At 62.3% G+C, this 6,219-nt stretch carries 2 protein-coding genes and 2 pseudogenes; all 4 read right to left on the bottom strand.

Annotated elements, in window-relative coordinates:
* Positions 1-1,132: poly-beta-1,6-N-acetyl-D-glucosamine N-deacetylase PgaB (gene pgaB, locus IQK56_RS22725; RefSeq protein WP_193901838.1), on the bottom strand; the 1,132-nt coding region annotated here is incomplete at its 3' end.
* A 12-nt stretch (positions 1,133-1,144) separates the two neighbouring features.
* Positions 1,145-3,622 (bottom strand): annotated as a pseudogene (gene pgaA / locus IQK56_RS22720) (poly-beta-1,6 N-acetyl-D-glucosamine export porin PgaA).
* A 298-nt stretch (positions 3,623-3,920) separates the two neighbouring features.
* Positions 3,921-5,416 (bottom strand): annotated as a pseudogene (locus IQK56_RS22715) (YdgA family protein).
* A gap of 146 nt (positions 5,417-5,562) precedes the next feature.
* Positions 5,563-6,195 (bottom strand): NADH:ubiquinone oxidoreductase subunit N, encoded by a 633-nt coding sequence (locus IQK56_RS22710; protein WP_112192895.1) that lies wholly within the window; start codon positions 6,193-6,195, stop codon positions 5,563-5,565.
* Positions 6,196-6,219: the final 24 nt, after the last annotated feature.

Here is a 6,219-nt window from a genome sequence, read left to right as displayed (position 1 = left end):
GGTCGGCGCGCACCGGCAGGTGGCGGTTGGGGAAGTACAGCGAGTGCACCAGCCCGTCACCCTTGGGGTCGGCGAAGGCTTGCAGAAATACGGTACCGGCGCCCATGTCCACCACGCGCTGCACCAACTGGTCGAGGTTGCGCGCTTGTTGGGCGGCATCCGGGTCGTAGACGTTATCCAGGTCCACATGCAGCACCCGCAGCGGTGCCGGGGTTTGCACCGCGACGATGCTGTTGGCGAAATGCTCGCCGTCCGGGTCGGAAGCCACCAGGAAGCGCGGGCTGTTCATCAAGTCACTGGAGCTGTCGAGGCCGTCTTCCAGGGTCAGGGCCATCTGGTAGCCCTGCTCGCCGACAATGGCCAGCGAGGTGCCTTTGGCGGCGCCGTATGGCCAGACCCAGACCCGTGGTTTCTTGCCGGTCACGGTTTGGATTTTGTTGGAGATCGCCACCACATCCGCACGCAACCGCGCATCGAACTGCGCCTGGCTTTCATAACGCCCGGTTGCCGGGTCATAACGCAACGAGGTCGCCGCCGGCTCCAGGTTGCCCTGGGGGTTGGCGAGGATGCCTTTGTGATTGGCGTCGGTGTGCGCGGCGATTTCCACCAGGCCGGACTGGGACACCTCACGAATCTGCTGCCAGGTCAGGAACTCGCCACGCGGCCGGGGCGAGCCGGCAAAGTCCACCGGCTGGTTGAGCGGTGTGTCGATCCAACTGCCCACTGGCGCCAGCAGGGCCGGCCAGTGGTAGGCGCGCAGAATCGGCAGCACGCGGGTGTAGAAGCTCGAATAGCCATCGTCGAAGCTGAGCATGATGGCTTTGGGCGGCAATGCCGGGCCGCCACGGCGGGCGGCCAGGATCTGGTCAACGCTGACCGCCTGGTAGCCGTTCTCGCGCAGCCAGGCCAATTGTTCGATCAAACGCTCGGTGCGCACCGCCACCACGGCCTGGTCGGGATCGCGATCCGACACGTCGTGGTAGGCAATGCCCAGGAAATGGTTTTTCGGCCACGCCTGTTCGTTGAGCGGGGTCGGCCGCTCGGCGGGTGGAGTGAAAGGTGCGGGTTGCTGGGCGCAGGCACTGGCCAGCAATACACCCAGAACCAACAAGCAACGGCTGAGGAAGGTCATGGTCAGGCTCTTTTAGAAACGGTAAGTGAGGTCGACGAGCAGGCGCAGATCGCGTTCGCGATCACCGTCGTAAGGTCGGCTGATCAGGCTCAGGTTGGCGCCAACGTCCAGTACGTCGTTCCAGCGATAGCGTTGGCCGTAGCCGATCAACGCCATGCCGCCGGTGGAGTAATCACGCTGGCTGTACGTACCCGCACCGACCTGGAACTGCTGACTCCACTGGGTCTCGTAGCGGTGATAGAGCACATGGTTGATGGTGAGGACGGCAGCACGGTGAAATCCGACTTCGGATTGAAGTACACCGTGTCTTCCTTGCTGTTGCGGCTGGCGCCGACTTCCAGGCCCAGGTCGACTTGCACCCTCGGCGAGCTGTAGAGGCCCTCGCGGCCGCTGAGCAAGGCTTCGAAGCGGTCGTTGCCGTCGCTGAAATGGGACGGGCTGAGGGTCAGTTTCCACTCGCGGCTTTCGTTGGCGCGCCAGCGGATAAACCCGCTGCCGCCGTTGGCGGTGATGCCGTCATTCAGCGCGCGCAACGGCGTGGTGCTCAGCAGGTAGCCGAGGCTGCCGCCGTATTGCCAGTTGTCGTTGATGTCGCGGGCAATCAAGATCGCGGCGCCTTGTTTGGAGCCATCGCCATAGGAATGGTTGGAGACCTCGGCTTCGATGGTCATGTCGCGGGTGCGCCGCTCTACGCCGACCACCTGCCAGCGATGCTGGCCGGTGCCCTCTTCGAAATCTGCACGGGCGTAGCCGGCACCTGCGAACAGGCGCCAGTCTTCGTCGATGGGCGGCGTGTAGAGACGGCTTTCGATGCCCCAGTCGCGACTCCCAGACACCGCCCCCGCCTCGCTGTCGTTACCGCCGCCGAAGCTTTTACCGGTGTAGGCCTCGACGCGCAGCTCAGCCATGTCATGCACATCGCGCAGGCGGCTGAGGCGTTGCACTTGGCGGTTGTCCGGGTTGCGCGCAACCACGTCGTCGGTGAGCACGTCGAGCTGGCGCCACTCCTGCAAGTCCATCGCGGTGTACGCCTGGCTCACTTCCAGGCCGATGTCGCGCGGGGCCTGGGCTTCGGTTTCCTTGAGGATGCCTTCGGCGCGCGTGGCAGATCGCGGGCGCGGTACATGTCGGCCTGGGCCAGGCGCAGGCGACGTTGCCCGGGGCCTTGGCGACCAGCGCTTCCAAACCGGCTTCGCTGCCCGGCAGGTCGCCGCCGTAAACGCCGGCCTGGGCCGACAGTTGCTGAGCGTCCATCCACGCGTCGTTGGGGTTGCCGACGGGCAGGCCTTTGAGTTCGACACGAGGCTGCTGGCTGTTGGCGAGCCCCTTGGCGACCTCGTTGGCATCCTCGCCTTTGTCGCTTTCCTGCAAGGCGTAGAACAACGCGGTGGTGTCTTCGACCCGGTCATCGGGCTCGGCGTCGGTGGCGCTCAGGGCCTGGCGATACAGCGGCTCGGCTTTTTCCGGCTGGCGTTGGTCGAGGTAGGACGCGGCCACCCAGCGCACGGCGTAGGTCGGCAATTGCACGCCTTCGCCTTTAAGAATTTCGTACTCACGGATCACTTCGGCGGTACGCGCCCGGGCCTTGAGCGCCCCCAGGCGGTCGATGCGCCAGCGCACTACGTCGTCATGGGCGGTGGCGTCCGGGGTCCAGCGGGCGAGCAGTTTGTCGTAGTCCGCCAGGGCGCGGTCGGCAATCACGTAGCGGTCTTTTTCGCTGCGCGTGGCGAACTCGGCCATGCGCACGCGCTCGGCGGCCAGATCGCCTTCCAAGCGGCGCTGGGTTACCGGGTCCAGCAGGCCCGGACGTTGGGCCGAAAGGCGCAACGCGGCTTCCGGCAGGCGGGCCTTTTGCAGGGCAACGATGTATTCGCGGGCGACTTCAGGCTTGTCGCCGGCGCGGATAAACGCCTGGTCGAATTCAAACAACGCGTCGTAGTTCAAGCCGGCGCGGGTCAGCGCGTACCCCAGGGCCATGCGGCGGTTGGGGTCATCGGGCTTGGCGGCCACCAGCGCACGGGTGCGTTGCACGGCTTCGGTGGTCTTGCCGCCGTCGGCCTGGGTCAGGGCGAGGCCCAGTTGCAGGTCGATGTTATTTGGCTCACGCAGCAGCGCCTGGCGATAGACCGCCTCAGCCTGGGCCCACTGTTTTTGATTGCGATAGGTGCGTGCCACGGTGGCGAGCGCCTGGGTGCTGAGGTTGCGATGTTTACCCTCGGCCTCGTACACCTTCAGTACTTCAGCGTCCTGGCCGGCCCAACCGGCGATCACCACATGGTCGCTGACCTGGCCTGGCGTCTGACGCTCGGCCGACAGCTGGCGCAATTGGGTAAGGGCGGGTGTGAAGTTGCCGTTGCGCGCCTGGATGATCAGCGCGTCATAGGCCGGATCGGCCATGGCGAACGCGGGCACCAATAGCTGGCTGCATAAAGCTGCCCCGACGAGCAGTCGCAACCGGCCTGATGCACTGAGTGGTAGGTTTCGCAACATATCGTGAGCTTCCTTACACACGGAAAGCTGTAACGATAGGTGGTCCTGCGCGATTTGCTGCAGGGTGCCGGCGTCTAATGACCCGGCCTAGCTTTCCTGTGTGAACTATCTCTTAGGAAAGTTGGCAGAAGTCCAATTCAGAACAATTGTTCAGAATTGCGGGCAAATCTGAAATGTGAATGCGCGAGCAGACTTGCCTGCAACAGAAGGGCTCGGTAGGCATGAACGCCAGCCGTTTGACCTCTGTTGCGGGCAGGCCCGCTGCCCCATTATTTATTTGCGAGCCAGGGCAGACTATTTACTGCGCGCCGCTCACCGCACCGACTTTGGCCATCACAAAACCAATGAATTGCTCGACAGTCATCTTCTGGCCGTTGAACGTCACTTCATTGTTGGCGTAGTGCAGCTTGGACACCACGTCGCTGCCGACCAGGGTCGCCAACTGCGTGCCCACCGCCATACCGCTGACCATCTCGGCGGCCATCTGGGATTGCTGTTCGATGGCTTTCGGGTCGGTCAGGCCGCCGAGTTGCGCTTGCAACGCGGAAACGTCAGCGATCATCGGCTTGGACATGGTCAGGTTGGCATCCAGCAGCGCAATCATCTGCTTGCCCAGTTCAACCGGTGGCAGCTCCATGGACACCGGCTTGGCCAGGTCGACCAGCAGGCTGAACTTGCTTTCGCCGTGGGTGGTTTTCAGCGACAGGTTTTCCACCGCCACTTGCGGCTTGGCGGCCAGGACCTGGTTGACGTTGGTTTCGGCCAGGGCCTGCTCGGCTTCGGTCAGTTGCAGCTCAGGTGCCGGCTGGTTGGCGGCAGCGGCGGCTTGCACCGGCTGCATCTTGTCCTGGTAAAGCTTGGTCAGCACCAGCATGGCCGGGATGTCGACATTCTTCATGCTCACAGCCAGCGCCGCCGAACCCACGGGTTTGCCTTGGTAGCCGATCTCGTCGATCTTGTAGTCGACACGCCGGCCAGGTTGTTGTCCTTGGTTTCGCTGGAGTCTTTCTGCTCGAAGCCTTTGACGGTCAGCACGGCTTTCTGCGGACCGAAGGTGAACTTGCTGTCGGTCAGCTCAACGGTGTTCTGCCCGGTGTAGAAACCGAAAGTGGATTTTTCCAGGTTGCTGGCGATGGTCAGCCCGGACAGTTCAGCTTCGAAGTGCTCGCCCTTGCCGTCCTGCCCGGCAACCTTGAAGCTGTTCATGAAGCCGTCAGCCTTGACCTTCTGGCCTTCGGCGGTGCTGTCGAAGTTCAGGTTGGCGCCGGAGAAGCTCACAGAAGCCGTCTCGTCCTTGAACTCCAGAGGCAGAAATTCGACGTTGCCGTTGACCGAACGGGTGTAACCGATATTGGCCACGCCTTTGAGCGGCGACACGTCTTTGGCGGCGGCGAACCACTTCTCGGTAGTGGCGTTCTTTTCCAGTTCGTAGTGACTGGTGGCCATGACCGGCAGCCACTTGAGCGTCACCAGGCGCGAGAACGGCAGCGGGCCATGTTCGATATGGTCGACGAACAGCAGTTCCGGATTCGGGTTGTCTTCGCCGAAGACCGACCCTTGGCCTTTCAACCGGTAATGGGCGGTGCTGCTGAACACCCCACGATCCAGGGAGACCAGCTCCAGGGCCACGGTGCCATCGACGCCGGCCATGGAGGTCTGCAGTTCCTTGTTGGCGTTCTGGATTGCGGTTTGCAGCACCGGCTCCAGTTGTTTACCGGTGTACCAGGCGCCGCCTGCACTGACGACGCCAACGGCGACAACAAAACCCAAAAGAACGACTGCTGGCTTATTCATGAAGTGACCTGATCAAATCCTGTGAGAAGTGGGCTGTCTTCCTTGAACCCCGTAGGGGTTGGCTCAAGCCCGCCGAAAGCGGGGGAAGATTAGCACTGGCGGCCTTAAACGGCCCAGCCTTTCAGAGGGATCAGTTCAGTAGTAGTTCAGGAATACTCCAGCTCGATTTCATCCAACTGGTGATCAAAACTCTTCAAGCGCGCCGTCCAGGTGTACACCAGCACCTCAAACTCGCGGTGTATCACCGCGTTGCCGGGGGTGTCGGCCTTGGGGTCGCAGAAGTCCAGCTGATAGCGTTCACGGGCCATCTGTGTCGCAACATCAGACAATTCCCGCGCATTATTGAGCCAGTGCCTACCCTCGGCGACCTGCTGATCGAGGGCCACGCACTGTTTTTTCAGGACTTCGAGGCTTTTTTCCAACGGCGTGCCGGTGAGGTCGCCCATGACTTCCTGGAACGTGCGCCCCGGCTGCCAATAGCTGCCCCAGAAATAACGGTCGAACACCGTTTCCACCCGGCGCAGCGCAACCTTGGTGTCCCAGATCGCCACGCGGGTCTTGCCTTGTTCGAGGAGTTTTTTCTTGATGCGTTGATTTTGGTAAGAAGCCCAGGCCACCACGCCGATGGACAAGGTACCGATCACCAGGCAGGCGCTGTCGAGAAAGACCATGGCCTTGTCGAGCTGGTGAGCGAGCATGACGCCGTAGAAATACGCGGCCGATAACAGCACCAGTGCGAAGAGCACGCACCAGAAAGCGGGAGCATAAGGGTTTTTCATTATTGGAATCCCCATGAGCAAACG

It is taken from the genome of Pseudomonas cyclaminis, from assembly GCF_015163715.1.
Taxonomy (GTDB): domain Bacteria; phylum Pseudomonadota; class Gammaproteobacteria; order Pseudomonadales; family Pseudomonadaceae; genus Aquipseudomonas; species Aquipseudomonas cyclaminis.
This window is presented reverse-complemented; position numbering and strand designations above follow the sequence as displayed.

Coding starts and splice junctions, on each gene's coding strand:
- IQK56_RS22710 (WP_112192895.1), bottom strand. CDS start 6,195: ATGAAAAACCCTTATGCTCCCGCTTTCTGGTGCGTGCTCTTCGCACTG.